12 protein-coding genes are annotated in these 14135 nt (G+C 74.4%); 6 read left to right on the top strand and 6 right to left on the bottom strand.

From position 1 onward, the window contains the following. The first annotated feature begins 566 nt into the window (after positions 1–566). Positions 567–1340 (top strand): hypothetical protein, encoded by a 774-nt coding sequence (locus tag ACFWP2_RS08770; protein ID WP_380449542.1) that lies wholly within the window; start codon positions 567–569, stop codon positions 1338–1340. Positions 1341–1792: 452 nt separating this feature from the next. On the opposite strand, the gene ACFWP2_RS08775 is transcribed toward ACFWP2_RS08770, so the two are convergent. Further along, positions 1793–2056 carry a dsRBD fold-containing protein gene (locus ACFWP2_RS08775; RefSeq protein WP_360353097.1) on the bottom strand — a complete coding sequence of 88 codons (264 nt, stop codon included), beginning with the start codon at positions 2054–2056 and terminating at the stop codon, positions 1793–1795. A 264-nt stretch (positions 2057–2320) separates the two neighbouring features. Here ACFWP2_RS08775 and ACFWP2_RS08780 point away from each other — a divergent pair, with 264 nt between their 5' ends. Together ACFWP2_RS08780 and ACFWP2_RS08785 are read left to right on the top strand one after the other, a co-directional pair. Continuing rightward, a complete protein-coding gene (locus ACFWP2_RS08780; protein ID WP_380449543.1) occupies positions 2321–3340 on the top strand; it encodes a DMT family transporter in 1020 nt (339 codons plus the stop codon). Between the two features lie 10 nt (positions 3341–3350). Next, entirely contained in the window at positions 3351–4022 is a 672-nt protein-coding gene (locus ACFWP2_RS08785; RefSeq protein WP_380449544.1) for a DUF6629 family protein, read from the top strand. A gap of 18 nt (positions 4023–4040) precedes the next feature. Here the strand turns inward: ACFWP2_RS08785 and ACFWP2_RS08790 are convergent, their stop codons facing one another. Both ACFWP2_RS08790 and ACFWP2_RS08795 read right to left on the bottom strand, forming a co-directional pair. Continuing rightward, positions 4041–5462, bottom strand: a complete 1422-nt coding sequence (locus tag ACFWP2_RS08790) for an MFS transporter (RefSeq protein WP_380449545.1) — start codon at positions 5460–5462, stop codon at positions 4041–4043. Then, positions 5459–6076, bottom strand: coding sequence for a helix-turn-helix domain-containing protein (locus ACFWP2_RS08795; RefSeq protein WP_380449546.1), 618 nt, complete (start codon positions 6074–6076; stop codon positions 5459–5461). Before ACFWP2_RS08795 ends, ACFWP2_RS08790 begins: the two co-directional genes overlap by 4 nt. A 336-nt stretch (positions 6077–6412) precedes the next feature. On the opposite strand from ACFWP2_RS08795, the gene ACFWP2_RS08800 reads away from it, so the two are divergent. After that, on the top strand, positions 6413–7156 hold the full coding sequence (locus tag ACFWP2_RS08800) for a sensor histidine kinase (RefSeq protein ID WP_380449547.1): 744 nt from the start codon (positions 6413–6415) through the stop codon (positions 7154–7156). 137 nt (positions 7157–7293) lie between these two features. After that, the gene (gene polX, locus ACFWP2_RS08805; protein WP_380449548.1) at positions 7294–9024 is read left to right on the top strand and encodes a DNA polymerase/3'-5' exonuclease PolX; all 1731 of its coding nucleotides are present in this window, start codon (positions 7294–7296) and stop codon (positions 9022–9024) included. An 86-nt stretch (positions 9025–9110) separates the two neighbouring features. On the opposite strand, the gene ACFWP2_RS08810 is transcribed toward polX, so the two are convergent. Then, positions 9111–9980, bottom strand: a complete 870-nt coding sequence (locus ACFWP2_RS08810) for a carbohydrate kinase family protein (RefSeq protein WP_380449549.1) — start codon at positions 9978–9980, stop codon at positions 9111–9113. A 12-nt stretch (positions 9981–9992) separates the two neighbouring features. After that, the gene (locus tag ACFWP2_RS08815) at positions 9993–11015 is read right to left on the bottom strand and encodes a pseudouridine-5'-phosphate glycosidase (protein WP_380449550.1); all 1023 of its coding nucleotides are present in this window, start codon (positions 11013–11015) and stop codon (positions 9993–9995) included. A 263-nt stretch (positions 11016–11278) separates the two neighbouring features. Between ACFWP2_RS08815 and ACFWP2_RS08820 the strand changes: the two genes are divergently transcribed. Beyond that, positions 11279–12943, top strand: a complete 1665-nt coding sequence (locus tag ACFWP2_RS08820) for a peptide-N4-asparagine amidase (protein ID WP_380449551.1) — start codon at positions 11279–11281, stop codon at positions 12941–12943. A gap of 421 nt (positions 12944–13364) precedes the next feature. On the opposite strand, the gene ACFWP2_RS08825 is transcribed toward ACFWP2_RS08820, so the two are convergent. Next, a complete protein-coding gene (locus ACFWP2_RS08825) occupies positions 13365–14102 on the bottom strand; it encodes a response regulator (protein ID WP_380449552.1) in 738 nt (245 codons plus the stop codon). Between the last annotated feature and the right edge of the window lie 33 nt (positions 14103–14135).

Here is a 14135-nt window from a genome sequence, read left to right on the forward strand (position 1 = left end):
GTCGACTTCCGGGAGTGTCATGAATTCGGCTCTGGCTCACTTCCGGTGGTGGCGGAAAGTCATGACAGGAACGCTTGGTCGAGCCGCACGTATGTCTGCCCGGATCTCCGTCCCCGCCTGTGGCGGACCAGGAGTCCAGGTGCCGTATCGCGGCCTGACCCGTGCGTCACTGCGACTGGCGAGCATTACCGGCTGTGACCACCGGAAGTGAGCCAGAGCCGGAATCCTGTCCCCGAACCGAGGGGCACGGCCGCGCTGCCAGGGGCTGGGCACGGCTCGGGGGCGGCCAGGGTGGATCACCAGCGGGGCCGGGCACGGCAGTGGTGGCGGGCGGGATTCTTGGGAGGCGTAGGCCGCTACAGCGCAGGTCCGGCGCATGAGGGTGGGGCGGCTCCCAAGGGGGCATCGGCGGTCGCCAGGGGCGGAAGGGTCAGGCCGGAAGGTACCGGCGAGTCTCGAACGAGCGGGAGCACGGGGCGTCGCCGGGGGCGAGAGGGTTGGGCCACGAGGTGCAGCGGTGGGTGTCGGAGGGTGAGGAGCGCGGGCGGGTTGCTTAGCGTTGGCGGATGAGCGAGATCCCGCGGGGCGGCGGCGCGGCGAAGGTGAGTGCGGCTCATGTGATGGCGCCCGCGGTGGTGTTCGCCGTTCCGGTGTTGAAGCTCGCGTGGACGCTCGGGGGTGGGGACGCGGCTCGGGATGCGCTGCTGGCGATGGGGCCGGCGAACTGGGTGGACGTCGTCATCGGGATGTTCTTCGCCGAGCCGGTGCTGGCGGTCGTGCTCGCGACGGTGCTCTCCTCCATCGGCTACGCCTATCGGGCCGCTCACGGTGGTGCCGCCCGGCACCAGGGGCGGGCGTTGGTGGAGACGGTGGCACGGGCGGCGATCGTGCCGGGGGCGCTCGGGGTGGTGGTCGGGGCGTTCAACGGGCTGTGGTGGGGGGTGGCGGCGGGCACCCTGGGCTATCTGCTGCGCCTCGGCGTGGTGGCCGAGTACCGGACCGGCGCGCGTTCGGCCGTCACCGGCCGCCGCACCGGGCGGCCGGCCACGGCCCTCGGGCCCCGGGCCGTGGAGGCCGTGCGGGTGGGGGCGCTGCTGCTCTCCCTGGTGGTGCTTCCGGCGTTCTCGGTCGTCGCCGCCCTCGACGGCCGCTCCTGGACGAGCGTGTTGATGTGCGACGTCGACACCGGCTCCGGCCCGCAGCGCGCCCGGCTGGTCGAGCTGGACCGTCAGGCCGCGGGCGTCGTCGGCTGGGACGTCCCCGCCCGCGAGGTGGTCAGCGGCACCAACTGTGCCGCCGACCCGGACGACGTCCTGCGCGCCCCCTGGTGGCGCCGGTAGGGCCGCCGATCGGGATACGCCCGCGCGGCGGCCGTCCCGAATGCCGCAGAATGCCGGAGATGGAACAACCGCGCGAACGCGCGGGGCTCTCCCGGCGGGACGGCACCGCCGAGCTGTTCTCGTCGCTGCTGGGCGAGTTCGGGCTCGCCCAGCAGCGACGAGGGGACCGCGGAGCACTGCGTACTCCACCACCTGGCGGAGCGGCTGACGGCCGGGGCCGCGACGCCGCGGGAGACGGCGGAGGTTGTCTGGCGGCGCCTCCACTCGGGCCGGACCGAGGCGGAACGCGCCTTCGTGGACGCCGTCGGCCCCGAGTACCACGTCGAGCGCATCGCCGCCGACCGGCCGGAACCTTCGCGGCCCGGGAGGAGTGGCTCCGCTGGGCCGCTCGACGGCGCCGCGGCACGGCGTTCCCGGTCTGGTAGCCGCGCGCGGGCTATCGGCGGACTCGCTCAGTAGATCAGGTAGCCAGGGCGGTGCCCCTCGTCGTCGATCTCCCCGGTGGCCTGGGCCCGCAGCTTGCGGGACAGTTCCTCCAGGGCCCGGGAGGCCGCGACCTCCTCGCCGATCCTGGCGAGCGGACGGTCGTCCGCGCTCTTCACGGATTCGCCGTGCGCGCTCAGGCCGGGCGCCCTGGCGCCGGTCAGCCTGGCCTCACACGCCGTGTGCACGCCGTCTTCCTCGAAGCTGAGCTCCACGTCCCACTGGTTGTGCATGCCACACCTCCTGGCGCCGGCCCCCGTCGCGCCTGTCCGGACCGGCACGGACGGTGACCCGTGGCGGCCGCTCACACCAGCGTGCGCCTGCCTCGCGGGTGGCGGCAAGCGCTGCCGGAGGGCCCGGTGCCGCCGCGCCGCGCGTGTCGTGCGACCGGCCCGGGCACCGGCCCGGCGGTAGGCTGACGGGAGCGGCCGCGACGTCCGACCCCCCTCTCGGAGCCGTCGGCGCGGCGCGGGCAGCGACAACCTGGTGGTCCCTCCGTGGCGGTCTTCCTCCTCGCTCTCAGTGCGGCCTGCTGTCTGGGGCTCGGCTTCGTGCTCCAGCAGCACGCGGCTCAGCAAGCCCCGCGCTCCGATCTGCTGCGCTGGCGGCTGCTGCTGGACCTGATGCGGATGCCGCAGTGGCTGCTCGGCACCGGGTTCATGGTCAGCGGGCTGATCCTCTCGGCGCTCGCCCTCAACCAGGGCGAGGTGTCGCTCGTCGAACCGCTGCTGGCCACCAATCTGATCTTCGCCATGGCACTGGCCCGGGTGTTGACCCGTCAGACCCTGGGCCGTTCAGGCTGGGCCGGGGTGCTGCTGCTGGCCCTCGGGGTGACGGCCTTCATCGTGGCCGGGCGACCGACCGGTGGCGGACCACCCGCCGGGGAGCTGCGGCACTGGCTGGTGGTCGGCACCGTCGTCGGGCTGGTCCTGCTGCTGGTCTCGCTGGCCCGACGGCTGCCGCTGTTCGAGGAGGCGACCCTGCTGGCGCTGGCCGCCGGGCTGCTCTACGGCCTCCAGGACGCGCTGACCCGGACCACCACCCAGCGCCTCGACCACGAGGGCCTGTCCGCGGTGCTGCGCAGTTGGCAACCGTACGCGGTGGTGGTGGCGGGTGTGGTCGGGCTGCTGCTGGTGCAGAGCGCCTTCGAGGCGGCGCCGCTGCGGATGTCCCTGCCCGCGCTGACCGCCGCCCAGCCCGTGGCCGGGATCGCCTGCGCGGTCGGGTTCCTCGGCGACCGGTTGCGGGTGACCCCGGCGGCGCTCGCCTGGCAGACGGCCGGGCTGGTGGCGATCGTGATCGGGGTGATCGTGATCGGCCGCCATCCGGCGATGCCCGGGACCGTCCGCGACACCCTGGAGGGCATCGGGGCATCGCCGGAGGACGGAGCGGGGCCGTCGGAGGACGGGACGGAGGAGAGGTCCGAGGACGGGTCGGACGACACCCCGGACGACACCCCGGACGACAAGGCGACGGGCGGGTCCGCGAAGCACGACCGCCCGGGGAGCACCGGCTAGCTAGGCCCCGATGTGCTGGAGTGCGCAGGCGGACGCCGTGGCCGGTGGGCTGGTCGCGGTCGCGGGGGTGGTGTGCCTGGTCCGCGCCCATCGGGCCGGCCGGCCCGAGCGCCTGCCGCTCGCCGCGCTCCCCCTGGTTCTGGGCGTGCACCAGCTGATCGAGGCACTGGTCTGGCTCGGCACGGACGGCGGGCTGCCGGACGACCTCGCCGAAGCTGCTCGCACCGCCTGGGCCGTGGTCGCCCTGCCGCTGCTGCCCGTCCTGGTCCCGGCCGCCGTGTGGTGCGCGACCAGCGGCCCGCGTCGGCGGGTACTCGCCGCGCTCACCCTGCTCGGTGCGGCGGTCGCCGTCCCGCTCGCCGTGGCCGTCGGCTCCCACCCGGTGGCGGCAACCGTGCACGGCCACACCCTCGGCTATGCGGTTGGCGCTCCGCACCCGGCTCTGCTGCTGGCCGGCTATCTCCTCGTCACCGTCGGCTCCCTCCTGGCGAGCGGCGACCGGCTGCTCCGCCGTCTCGGTCTCCTCACCGGCGCGGGCGCCGTCGCCTCCGCCCTGCTCTGGCGCCTCGCCTTCGTCTCCACGTGGTGTGCCCTCGCCGCGCTGACCAGCCTGCTGCTGCTCCACTGGGCGGGCCAGAGACAGGCGGTCGGGCCTGCCCCGGAGGCCGGTCGGGCCCGTTAGCCGCGTCCGAGGTACGGGTTACGAGGAGCGCACCGGCGCCGGCTCAACGGCCGCGCCCGCCGGGCCGCCCGCATGGCCCGTACCGCCCGTTCGGCCCGCGGGGCCCACGAGCCCCCGGCGGCGGTCCATCTCGCGCCACTCGGGGCGAAGCCCGGCCAGCGTCGTGGTCGCGAAGTACAGGGCTCCGCCGACGATCAGGCTGGGTATCAGTCCGACCATCGCGACCGCCGCACCGGCGACCAGCCCGCCGAGCGGAATGCCGGCCCAGGAGAGGGAGTCGCCGAGGGCGTGGACGCGGCCGAGCAGGTGGCGGGGCACCCGCTCGAAGAGCACCGCACCGAGGATCGGGTTGAGGAAGCCGGCACCGAAGCCGCCGATCGCGAAGACCGTGAGCACCAGCCACATCGGCGCATCGAGGGCGAGCACCAGGAAGCGCGGCGCGCCGCAGAGCAGGAAGCCGGTGAAAAAGACCGTCCGGCGGGGCAGCCGGGAGGCGACGGCCGCCGCTATCAGGCTGCCGACGACCGCGGTGGCGCCCATGACGGCGGAGGCCAGGCCGATGGCGGCCGGACCGTTGCCGGACTCCCGTGCCCAGACCGGGACGAGGACGGTGGTGAACCCGGCGTCGATCAGGTTGGTGATGCCGATCATCACGATCACGGTGAGCAGCAGCGGCTCGGAGCGTAGGAAGGTGAAGCCCTCGCGGAACATCCGCCAGTAGCCGGCGGGCTGCCCGCCCCCGTCCGAGGCCACGCCCGAGCCCATGCCCGAGGCCACGCCCGAGCCCACGGACGGTTCGTCGGCGGCCGTGGCCGGCACCGCCGAGCGCCCCATGCCGCGCGGCAGCGCGACCGCGATGATCAGCGACCCGAGTGCGAAGGTGACCGCGTTGACCGCCAGCCCGGCCAGCGGCCCGATCAGGGCGACCAGCCCGCCGCCGACCGCCGGGCCGATGGTGGAGGCCAGCCGCTCGGTGACCCCCGACAGCCCGGTGGCGCGCTCCATCGGCACCCGGGCGTGGTCGGCCGCCTCCGGGACCATGACGGACTTCGCCAAGTCCCCCGGGCCGCGCATCGCCCCGATGACCGCGACCATCACCAGCAGCACCCAGAACGGGAGCAGCCCCCGTGCGTGCAACAGCGGGACCAGCCCGGCCGCGACGGCGCTGACCGCGTCCGTCGTCCAGGACACCACGCGCGGCCCGAGCCGGTCCACTAACGGCCCGGTCAGCGCCTTGACCGCCACGTAGGGCGCCATCTCGGCGAAGGCGACCAGGCCCGTCATGGTGGCGCTGCCGGTGGTGGCCAGGACGAACCAGGGCAGGGCGATGGCCGAGACCCGCGTGCCCGTCACGGAGACGGCCGTGGCGGTGAGCACCCCGGCCAGCGGGCGAAAGCTGCGCCCGGGCGCGTCGGCGGTGGCGGCAGTGGTGGTGGTCATGCGGTGTCCCCCTCGGTTGCGGTGGTGGTCGAGTCCGGCAGGACGTGGACGACCACGGAGACCTGCTCGGTGCCCTCCGGCGCGGGTCCGTCGTGATCGATCTGCCGGTAGCGCCGGATCACCTCGTACAGCTCGCCGCTCAGCCGCTCGGCCTCGGCGGGCGTGAGCTGCAGGACGCGGTCGCTGAGGTCCGTCACCCGGCGCCACTCGCGCGGCATGGTCTCGAAGGCGTCCAGCGCGCGCTGGGCGGTCAAGGTGTGCGCGGCCAGGACGGACCGCAGGAAGCCGACGGCCGTGTCGAGCTCCTCGTCCGCCATGTCGTCCCCCGTCCAGACCGTCAGCCGGTGGGCCGACCGCCACCACCGCTCACGGGCGTTGCCACGCTCCTCGTCCTCCTCGACGAAGCCCGCGGCGGCGAGCTGGCGCAGGTGGTAGCTGGTGGCTCCGGAGTTGAGCCCCAGCTGTGCGGCGAGCCTCGTGGCCGTGGACGGGCCGTGCTTGCGCAGCAGCCCGACCAGCTGCATGCGCACGGGGTGCGCCATCGCCCGCATGTTCTTGGCGGTGATGGCGATGTGCGGGTCGTCGCTGTGCTTCCAGCCGCGTTCTTCGGTCATGGCAAGAGGCTAGAACCGCAAAGAGTTCTTTGCAAAGGGTTTTTTGCGAAGAACTCTTTGCGATGGCGCCTTGCGGTTGGGTCTCTGCGGCCGAGGTCTCTGCGGCGGAGGTACTCGCGGCTGCTCGCTCCGCAGCAGGGCCCCGGCTCCCGGCCCCGCCGGTCGGCGGGTGCCCGGCCGGCCGCTCGGCGGGGGCCCCGGGGCGGAGCGCGGCCCGGAGCGGGATTGTCACCCGGGCGGCCGAGGCGCACGCTGGCAGGAAGGGCCCGGAAGTCGGCCCACTCCGGTCGGACGCGGATTCGATGACGGCCGCCGGGGAGCACGAGGGGCAGGGCGATGGCACGCGGGAGGCTCTGGGGCTACGTCGCGTCGGGAGCCCGGGCGCTCGGCGCGTTGGGCGGCACCGTCGGCGCGTTCGGAGGCGCGGGCGGCGCAAGCGGCGCCGGCCGCCGGGGCGGCAGGTCGGGGCGCTCGGGCGCGCCGGCGGCCGCCGCCGAAGAGGCCCGCGGCCCGTTCTCGCCGGGCGCGATGGCCGCGATGGCCGCGCCCAGGTCGCTCTCCCGCACGGAGCTGGAGCGGCTGCGCTGGACCGGTCGGCAGGCCGGCTGCGAGCCGACGGCCCGGCACGTCCAGGTGGCCGACGTGGTCCGCCGGGTGGTGCGCGGCGGCGGCCGGGCGGCGGCCGTCACCGTCCGGGTGACGCCGGGGCTCCCCGTGGTGGCCGGGGACGCCCGCCGGTTGGAGGCCGCCGTCGCGGGACTGGTCGACCAGGCGATCCGGCGCAGCCCGCCGGGCGGCCCGGTGCTGCTCCGGGCCGACGTGGCGGGCGGCACCTCCACGCGGCGGGCGCCCGACCGGGCTGCGGCGGCCCGCGGCCGGGTGGAGATCCGGGTCTCCGACCAGGGCTCCTACGAGCCGCCCGAAGCACACGAACGGCGGATCGCCGGCACACCGGCCGACGGGCCGGTGGGGCCCGCCCTGTACAGCCTGGTGGAGGCCGCGGGCGGCCGGCTCGCCGTGGAGCCCACCCCCGGCGGCGGGCTGACCGTCATCCTGCTGCTGACCGTCGCGTACGACTGACGGAGTACCGCCCGATCGACTCCGCCCTCCGAGCCACACACCGACGGGCCGCACACCGACGGGCCGAACACCGCCGAGCCGCACACCGACCGGGCGCACACCCGGCAGGCCCGCCCCGCCCCACCTAGACTTGCTCCATGCCCCGGCTCAACGACCAGGTCAGGGAGCTGCTCCAGGAGTACGCCGACCTGATCAACATCACCGGCGGGGACGCCTTCCGGGCCCGCGCCTACGAGAAGGCCGCCCGTGCGGTCGGCGGCCACCCCGAGGACCTGGCCGGCCTGGACGTCAAGGGCCTGCAGCAGATCCCCGGCGTCGGGAAGTCCACCGCCGAGAAGATCGCCGAGTACCTCGCCACCGGGACCTTCCCCGCCCTGGAGGCGCTGCGCGCCGAGATCCCGTCCGGCGTACGGGAGATGATGGCCGTCCCCAGCGTCGGACCCAAGCGCGCCCTGGCCCTCCACCGCGACCTCGAGATCTCCTCGGTGGACGAACTCGCCGCGGCCGCCCGCGCGGAGAAGCTCACCGACCTGCCCGGCTTCGGCGAGCGCAGCGGCGAGAAGATCCTGCACGGCATCGAGCTGATGCGACGGTCCGGCGGCCGCACCCTGCTGGACACCGCCACCGAGCTGGCCGAGCAGCTGGTCGACGCGCTCTCCGCCGTCCCCGGCTGCACCCGCTGCGCGTACGCGGGCTCGCTGCGCCGGATGCGCGAGACGGTGGGCGACATCGACGTGCTCGCGACCGCCGAGGACTCCGCCCCGCTGATGGCCGCGCTCACCGAACTCCCCTACGTCGCCGAGGTGATCGGCAGCGGGAGTACCAAGACCTCGGTCCGTACCACCCAGGGCGTACAGGTGGATCTGCGGGTCGTTCCGGAGGAGGACTGGGGAGCCGCACTGGTCTACTTCACCGGGTCGAAGGCGCACAACATCAAGCTGCGCACGATGGCCGTCCGGGCCGGGCTGAAGCTCTCCGAGTACGGGCTGTTCGAGGTGGACGGCGGCGCCAAGGTGGTTTCGGAGACCGAGGACGAGGTGTACGCGGCACTCGGACTGCCGTGGATCCCGCCGCCGCTGCGCGAGGACCGGGGCGAGATCGAGGCCGCGCTGGACGGCGGACTCCCCGACCTGGTCCAGGAGTCCGACCTGCGCGGCGACCTGCACACCCACACCGACCTGACCGACGGTCTGGCCACCCTGGAGGAGATGATCGACACCGCCGCCGCCCGCGGCTACTCCTACTTCGCCGTCACCGACCACGCCCCGGACCTGGTGATGCAGCGGATGACGGACGAGAAGATGCTCACCCAGCGCGAACAGCTGCGCCGACTCGCCGACCGGCACAAGAAGTTGCGCCTGCTGCACGGCACCGAGCTGAACCTCGGCCCGGACGGCGGGGTGGACTGGCCGCCCGAGTTCCTGGCCGGCTTCGACGTGTGCGTGGCCTCCGTGCACTCGCACTTCGCCCTGGACCGGGCCGCCCAGACCCGCCGGCTGATCCGTGCCTGCGAGAACCCGTACGTGCACGTCATCGGGCACCTCACCACCCGTCGGATCGGCCGGCGCGGGCCGATCGACGTCGACCTGGACGCGGTGTTCGAGGCCGCCGCACGCACCGGCACCGCGATCGAGATCAACAGTTCCCCGCAGCGGCTCGACCTGCGCGACGAGGACATCCTGCGGGCCAAGCGGCACGGCGTGCGCTTCGCGATCGACAGCGACGCCCACGCCACCGGCCACCTCGCCTACCCGCGCTACGGCATCGGCACGGCGCAGCGCGGCTGGCTCACGGCCGAGGACGTGGTCAACACCTGGACCTGGCAGAAGCTGAAGCACTTCCTCCGCAAGGACGCGGTGCCCAGGTAGCCCCGGCCGGAGGCAGCCCTCCGAAGGTGGCCCGGCCGGAGGCAACCCCGGCCGGTGCCGTCGTCGACGGACGCCCGCCCGGACCGTCACCCCCCGCCGCAGGAGGCCCCGGGCGAGGCCAGCACCCGGGCCGCGCTGCGGTGCCCGAGCCCGACCGCGTGCGCGAGGTCCCCGGTGTCCAGGAATCCGGCCAGGAACCCCGCCGCGAAGGCGTCCCCGGCCCCGGTGAGGTCGCGCACCTCGGCCACCGACGGCACCGGCACCATGACCGGCGGCTCACCGGGCACGTCGACGGCGGTCGCCTCGGCACCCGCCTTGGTGACCACCGTGGTGGCCGCCAGCCGGGCGCGCCCCGGCCCGGGCAGCCCGCCGACCAGCAGCCCGAGGTACTCCGACTCGGAGCGGTCGGCGAACACGAAGGTCGGCGCCAACCCGACCAGCAGATCGAGGAAGCGCTCCCGTCCGAACCCCTCCAGCACGCCGGTCGAGGAGGCGTCCACCGAGGTGGTGCCGCCCGCCCGCCGGACCCGGGCGAGAGCGTCCACCGCCGTGCCGCCGACCGGCTCGCCGTCGAAGGAGTACGCCGGCACGTGCAGGTGGGTCAGTCCGGCCAGCCACTCGTCGGGGACCCGCTCCAACAGCGTGGCGGCGCCCCGGTCGGGCAGCATCGTCCGCTCGCCGTCCTGGTCGATCAGCACCACGACGCTGCCGGTCCGGCCGTGCCGGGAGACCCTTACGTCGACGCCGTGACCGGCCAGTTCGGCGACCACGCCGTCCCCGATCGCGTCCTCGCCGACGCAGCCGAGGAAGCGGGCCGGGTGGTACCCGGCGGCGAAGCGGGCGACGTTGGCCGCGCTGCCGCCGCGCCGGCGGAAGACCCGGGCGCCGGAGTCGGTGCCGTACCGCAGCGGGCCGTCGGCCCAGACCACGATGTCCTCGACGAGGTCGCCCAGCACCCCCAGCACCGCTCAGGCCCCGGTCTCGGCGACGACGGCCGAAGCGCCGCCACCGGCCGATGCCCGACCGGCCGCACCACCGGCCACAGCGGCACCACCTGCCACGGCCCCCGCGGCCAGCGCGGTCGCGATCTCCCCGCCGAGCCTCACGTTGCCCCGGTACACCTCGACGTTGACCTCCAGGCTGCGCCCGCCGGTGTCCCGCCGGATGAAGTCGAGCAGGAACGGCGTGGAGGCGTTGCCGGCGACGCCCTGGCGCTCGGCCTCCGCCCAGGCCCGGGCGAGGATGCCGTCCAGCTCCTCGGGCGGCAGCTGCTTGGCCGGGTCGACCGGGTTGGCGATCAGGACGGCCTGCGGCAGTCCGAGGCGGTCGCGGGACTCGATGATCCTGGCGGCCTGCTCGGGCGACTCCACGCTGAAGTTGATCTCGTGGCCGGAGTCGGTGACGTAGAAGCCGGGGTACTTGCGGGTGCGGTAGCCGATGACGGGGATGTTGTAGGTCTCGAAGCGCTCCAGGGTGGCCCGGATGTCGAGGACGGACTTCACTCCGGCGCTGATCACGGTGATCGGGGTGGCTGCCAGGGCGGTGAGGTCGGCCGACTCGTCGAAGCTCTCCGAGGCGCCGAAGTGCACACCGCCGAGGCCGCCGGTGGAGAACACCCGGATGCCCGCGCGGTGGGCGAGGAACGACGTGGCGGCGACGGTGGTGCCGCCGTGCCGGCCGAGCGCGGAGACCACCGGGAGGTCGCGCAGGCTCACCTTGTCCAGGCCGTCGACGGCGGACAGTTCGGTGATCTGCTCGGTGCTCAGCCCGACCGTGGGCACCCCGCGGTGGACCCCGGTCGTGGCCGGGACGACGCCCGCCGCGCGCAGCTGCCGCTCCGCCTCCAGCGCGACGGCCAGGTTGCGCGGCCGGGGCAGGCCGTGGGTGAAGATGGTCGACTCCAGGGCGACCACCGGCCGGCCTTCAGCGAGGGCGCGGGCGACCTCCTCGGAGACCTGGATGGCGGGAGCGGTGGGCGGAAGTCCGGTCATGAGGCGAACTCTCTGTGAGGATTCCACTGCGGTGGGCGACGTGCCGCTCAGCCTATGGACGGTGCGCACGGGAATCCAGAGTGCGTCCAGCCAGGAGGCCTTCCGCGATCACGGGGACGGGGCGGCACTGGCGGCATCAGCGGCACCGAGGGTACCGACGGTGACAGTCCTTGACGCCGACATGCCATCACCGGAAGGATTCCCGGACCATCCGACCGGCCCGCGGCACCCGCCCGCGGGCCGCCCGACCCCGGGAACCCGCCTTGGCCCTGCGCCCGTTGCTCCGCCGCGCCGCCGGTCTGATCGGCGCCGCCGTCCTCACCCTGGCCGGCACCCTCACCGCCGCCGGCCCGGCCCACGCCGACTTCGGCACCGACTACCACGACCCGGTCACCGCCACCAAGCCGCTCACCCGCCCCGACACCCGCTCGTGCACCGTCGAGGCGATGCACGAACGCGAGTTCCGCAACGGGTACGGCAACCCGCCGGACACCCCGTACCGCACCACCGTCACCCCGCCCGCCGACTGCGCCGGCCCCTGGTCGGCGGTGGTCCTGGACCTCCACGGACAGGTCGCCGGGCGGCAGTTCGACCGGATCTTCAGCGTCCGGGTCGGCGGCGTCCAGGTGCTGCTCTCCTCCACTCCCGAGCCGTCCAAGGACGGCATCGCGTGGAACGTCGAGCACGACGTCACCCGCTACGCCCCGCTCTTCACGGACGGCCCGCAGGAGTTCTCCTTCGACCTCGCCAACGTCACCGACGCCACCTACACGGGCGTCTTCACGATCAGCGCGAACCTGACCTTCTACACCGCCGACGACCGCCGGCCCGCCGCCCGAACCGCCGACCGACTGCTCACCACCGGACCGTTCGGGCTCACCCAGGCCGCACCCACCGCCGGACGCGACCTCACCTTCCCGCAGAACCTCGAACGCCTCACCGCCGAGGTCTACGCCCGCGGCGGCGGCGCCTGCGAGGAGTTCGCGTACGCCTCCGCGCCGGACGCCTTCGCCTCCGCCAACCCGGGCACCGGCATCTGCGGCAAGGGCCCGTTCCGCGAGCTGCGGCTGACCGTGGACGGCCGGGTGGTCGGCGCGGTCTGGCCGTACCCGGTGATCTACACCGGCGGCTGGGACCCGCTGCTCTGGCGGCCGGTGCCCGGCGTCTTCGCCTTCGACCTGCCCGCCTACCGGCTCGACCTCACCCCGTACGTCGGGCTGCTGCTGGACGGCCGGCCGCACACCGTGGGCGTCACCCTGAACACCGCCGAGGCGCAGGGCAACGACCTCTGGACCGGCCAGGTCAACCTCTTCGCCGAGACCGACCACGGCGCCGCCCGCACCACCGGACAGCTCACCGACCACCGGGTCGCCCCGGAGGCCACCGTCGCGACCGACCTCGCCGACCACGGCGCCGGCAGCGGCGACTGGACGGTCACCGCCTCCCGGAACGACCTCGCCCGGGGCTGGGTACAGACCTCGCACGGCCGGATCACCACCGAGGTCCACGACGAACTCGTCTTCCGCTCCACCCAGCGACTGCGCGACTCGGGCAACGACATCTCGCTGCACAACGGCACCGACCTCACCCGCACCACCGCCACCTGGGGCGGCGGCCCACACCGCACCACCACCGTGCACGAGGGCGAACCGCTGGACGTCGACTACCGGGTGAGCCGCGACGCGGCCGGCAACACCGACCAGACCACCGCCATGGACCTCGGCTACCACCGCGAGACCACCGCGGCGACCGGCGGCCACGTCACCGAGCGCTCCACCGTCGACCACACCCTGCGCCCCACCGCCCGGCGGCACGACGGCGACCGCACCGTCCGGACCGGCAGCAGCACCGAGGAGTACGGCAGCACCGGGCCCGAGGGGCCGTACCGTCGGACGCTGAGCTTCGTGGACGGCTGGCCGCGCTCCTGACGACCGACCCCCGCCACATCCGTCGTTCGTCCCGCACCGCGTCCCGCACCACGTCCCGCACCGCGTCCCGCGCCGATCCCTTGTCGCCCGAGTTGCGAAAATTGTCGGATTCGCGCCGTCGACCCCTGGTGCACAGCCCGTAGGAGGCGCATGATGGGAGATGGACCTGCGAGGTAGCTGAAGGAAGTTCGACCGCAGGAGGCAGTGGCGACGGATCGAGACGGATCAGGGTCTGCCGCTGGATAACTACCTCGGTCGACGATCGAACTACCGGCCGGAGGACGTGACGTCCGGAGGCCACCCCCACCTCGTAGGTTCCGCGCGTCCACGGAGCATCCCCTCGGCCCCGTGGACGCGCTGCGTCGTGCTCCCGTGGACGCGCCCGCTCCGGCCTCGGTTACCGAGCCCCGGCCGGCCTCGGTTACCGGGCCCCCGCCGCCCAGCCCATCTCCCAGGCGTGCACCGCGATCCCGACCCGGTTCGCCACCCCGAGCTTGCGCTGGATGCTGGCGACGTGGGTCTTCACCGTTCCCGGCGAGATGAACAGCTCCGCGGCGATGTCCGCGTTGGTGCGGCCCGCCGCGACGTGCCCGGCGATCTCCACCTCCCGTTCGGTCAGCGGCACCACCGGCGCCGGCCGGCCGTGCTCCGGCCGGCCGTGCTCCGGGCGTCCGCGCTCCGGCCGACCGTGCTCCGTGCGGCGCGGCGCCGTCACGTGCCGCAGCAGCCGGACCGTGACCGACGGGCTGATCAGGCTCTCCCCGTCCGCCGCCGCCCGTACCGCCTCGGCCAGCAGGGACGGGCCGGAACGCTTCAGCAGGAAGCCGGACGCCCCGTACCGCAGGGCCGGGTACACGTACTCGTCCAGGTCGAAGGTGGTCAGCACCACCACCCGCACCGGCTCCGCCACGCCCGGCCCGGCCAGCCGGCGGGTCAGCTCCAGTCCGTCCATCCGCGGCATCCGGACGTCCACCAGCGCGACGTCCGGCCGCAGTTCGGCCGCCAGCTCCAGCGCGGCCAGCCCGTCCGCCGCCTCACCCACCACCTCGATGTCCGGCTGGGCCGTCAGGATCCGCCGCACACCGCGCCGGACGGCCTCCTGGTCGTCAGCGATCAGGGTGCGGATCACCCGCGGGCTCTCGCCGTTCGTACTCGTCACGCCCAGCAGTGTGGCGCACGGGTGACGGACGGG

Origin of the sequence: Kitasatospora sp. NPDC058444 (genome assembly GCF_042721415.1) — a bacterium.
Lineage (GTDB): Bacteria > Actinomycetota > Actinomycetes > Streptomycetales > Streptomycetaceae > Kitasatospora.

Coding starts and splice junctions, on each gene's coding strand:
- ACFWP2_RS08790 (WP_380449545.1), bottom strand. CDS start 5,462: ATGACCACCACCACTGCCGCCACCGCCGACGCGCCCGGGCGCAGCTTT.
- polX (WP_380449548.1), top strand. CDS start 7,294: ATGCCCCGGCTCAACGACCAGGTCAGGGAGCTGCTCCAGGAGTACGCC.
- ACFWP2_RS08775 (WP_360353097.1), bottom strand. CDS start 2,056: ATGCACAACCAGTGGGACGTGGAGCTCAGCTTCGAGGAAGACGGCGTG.
- ACFWP2_RS08815 (WP_380449550.1), bottom strand. CDS start 11,015: ATGACCGGACTTCCGCCCACCGCTCCCGCCATCCAGGTCTCCGAGGAG.
- ACFWP2_RS08785 (WP_380449544.1), top strand. CDS start 3,351: ATGTGCTGGAGTGCGCAGGCGGACGCCGTGGCCGGTGGGCTGGTCGCG.
- ACFWP2_RS08800 (WP_380449547.1), top strand. CDS start 6,413: ATGGCACGCGGGAGGCTCTGGGGCTACGTCGCGTCGGGAGCCCGGGCG.
- ACFWP2_RS08795 (WP_380449546.1), bottom strand. CDS start 6,076: ATGACCGAAGAACGCGGCTGGAAGCACAGCGACGACCCGCACATCGCC.
- ACFWP2_RS08770 (WP_380449542.1), top strand. CDS start 567: ATGAGCGAGATCCCGCGGGGCGGCGGCGCGGCGAAGGTGAGTGCGGCT.